The sequence below is a fragment of the Mesorhizobium sp. M2A.F.Ca.ET.067.02.1.1 genome (assembly GCF_004023285.1).
In the GTDB taxonomy this organism is placed as follows: domain Bacteria; phylum Pseudomonadota; class Alphaproteobacteria; order Rhizobiales; family Rhizobiaceae; genus Mesorhizobium.
The window spans coordinates 1-1708 of sequence record NZ_RZSB01001022.1; the positions used below are offsets into that span (position 1 = coordinate 1).

Genomic DNA, 1708 nt, shown 5'->3' on the forward strand with positions numbered 1-1708 from the left:
TTCTCAAACCGGGTGTCAAGATCTTGGCCGGTGGCACTCTCAAGAGAGAAGTCGCGCAACCGGGGCCGCAAAGAAAAACGCTATTACCGGGAATATGAATGCGCCCCAGGCCTAGAAGTCTGGACTTGCGTCTGGTGAGCCGCGCATGACCTTCATCAGGAAGGATGCCCAGAGCAAACCCACAGCCAATTGGAATCGACGCGGCAACAACCCGAGGACGATTAGGAGAATACATCCCAACCAGCCCGGCTGCTGTTCGCCTGCATACGCCCGCCATGCCAGCCATGCCAGCCCTGCGAACTTTCGCCCCCCGCCGCTGGCCCCTGACTTCGCCCTGCCAATTATTGCGCCGGGTACGGAAACGGGGCATCTTCTCCCCACCGGGGGGGAACCTTCATGGTCACTTTAAGAACTGCGGTCCTCGCCGCTTCCGTTGCTCTTGCATCGGCGGCAGTCGCTCAGGAAGGCTATGATCTGAATGACAATGAGCTGGCTGCGATCCGGCGCGCCGTGATCCTGCAATTGAAGGACCCCGACAGCGCGAAGGTCGGGCCGATCAAAGCGGTTCTCTTTCCCGGTGCCCAGGACGGTGTCGTTCTGGCCTGCGGCTTGGTCAACGCCAAGAACGGCTTTGGGGGCTATGCTGGCGAAACGCCCTTTGTCGGCGTCTTGGCGACTTACAGACAAACGGGACAGGCAGAATTTGTCGTCAGGCAAATAGGTGGAGCGGATACCGACAGCGCCGCTATCATCTCATACTGCAAGAGCCAAGGCATCTGGTGAGACAGTGGAGCATGGATCGGAAAGAAACCTTCCTCGACTATCTCGCGCCGATCATTGAGGCCTTCATGGTCTTCATTGCCTCGGCAAGTGCGATCAGCATTCCGGTGTTGGGCTTGGCTTGGTTGGCAGGAACGGGCTTCGGCCCAGCGGCCCAGTTGGTCGTCTATGCCTTTGCCACATCCACCACGATAGCTGTCATGGTCAGGCGAGAATTAAGCAAGCTGAAGTAGGCTGCTGGACCACCCAAGCGCGTCGTCTCAGTGGGCACGCATCAGATGTGACTCATAGGCGAGACCGAGCATTCCGCCCCTGGCCCGAAGAGGCACCGGAGGAAACTTGTTTTTGACTTTCGCCCGGTCTCACCAGAATGAATACCTATCCAAATTGAGTGGTTCTCAAAGAGCTGGGGTTATTATTAGCGGTTAATGCAGGGAATGTGAGTCGCGCCGGCAAATGGTGGCTTCCTTGAACCGGGTGAGTTGTCGCTTCTCCAAGACATCTTCGACCAAATCTGCGCCCAAGGCGGGTTCGCCCGGGAAAGCGAGAAGGCCGGCCGCTGACCTGATCGCCCACTATCAGGGTGGGCTGCGCGGGGAAGAACTATTCGATGCGGTCGCGTCGAAGAAGTCAGGTCCAGTGCCGGCTCCGCTCGGGATACCTTGACAAACCAGTGGGACGAACTGAGGAAAGACCCTGAAGAGTACTGGCGAGAACCAACGGGCTTTGATCGCGTCCGTGATCTGCCCGATCTCGTCCTCCTGGACAACCTCATCATCCTGTAGCAGCCGCTGCCATTCCACCTCCAGCTTCTCGTCGCGTGATGGCCGTTCGGTGAGGAACGAGTCCCGCTTCAGCCGATTGATGCTTCGCCGTCGGTTTCCTAGCTGCCTCTGCACATGATCCGCCAAGCGCCGGCTCGCTGGAT

General features: G+C 58.5%; 3 protein-coding genes. 2 read left to right on the top strand and 1 reads right to left on the bottom strand.

The annotated features are described in order from the left end of the window. Positions 1-396: 396 nt before the first annotated feature. Positions 397-783: a hypothetical protein gene (locus tag EOA28_RS34950; RefSeq protein WP_128315806.1), complete on the top strand. Its 387-nt coding sequence runs from the start codon at positions 397-399 to the stop codon at positions 781-783. Between the two features lie 11 nt (positions 784-794). Beyond that, the gene (locus EOA28_RS34955; RefSeq protein ID WP_128315807.1) at positions 795-1013 is read left to right on the top strand and encodes a hypothetical protein; all 219 of its coding nucleotides are present in this window, start codon (positions 795-797) and stop codon (positions 1011-1013) included. A 345-nt stretch (positions 1014-1358) separates the two neighbouring features. On the opposite strand, the gene EOA28_RS39750 is transcribed toward EOA28_RS34955, so the two are convergent. Continuing rightward, positions 1359-1708, bottom strand: a 350-nt coding sequence (locus EOA28_RS39750; protein ID WP_210214991.1) for a hypothetical protein, incomplete at its 5' end; no start/stop codon positions are given.

Bases quoted from the DNA above. Each gene is read 5' to 3' on its own strand.
- EOA28_RS34955 (WP_128315807.1), top strand. From the start codon at position 795: ATGGATCGGAAAGAAACCTTCCTCGACTATCTCGCGCCGATCATTGAG.
- EOA28_RS34950 (WP_128315806.1), top strand. From the start codon at position 397: ATGGTCACTTTAAGAACTGCGGTCCTCGCCGCTTCCGTTGCTCTTGCA.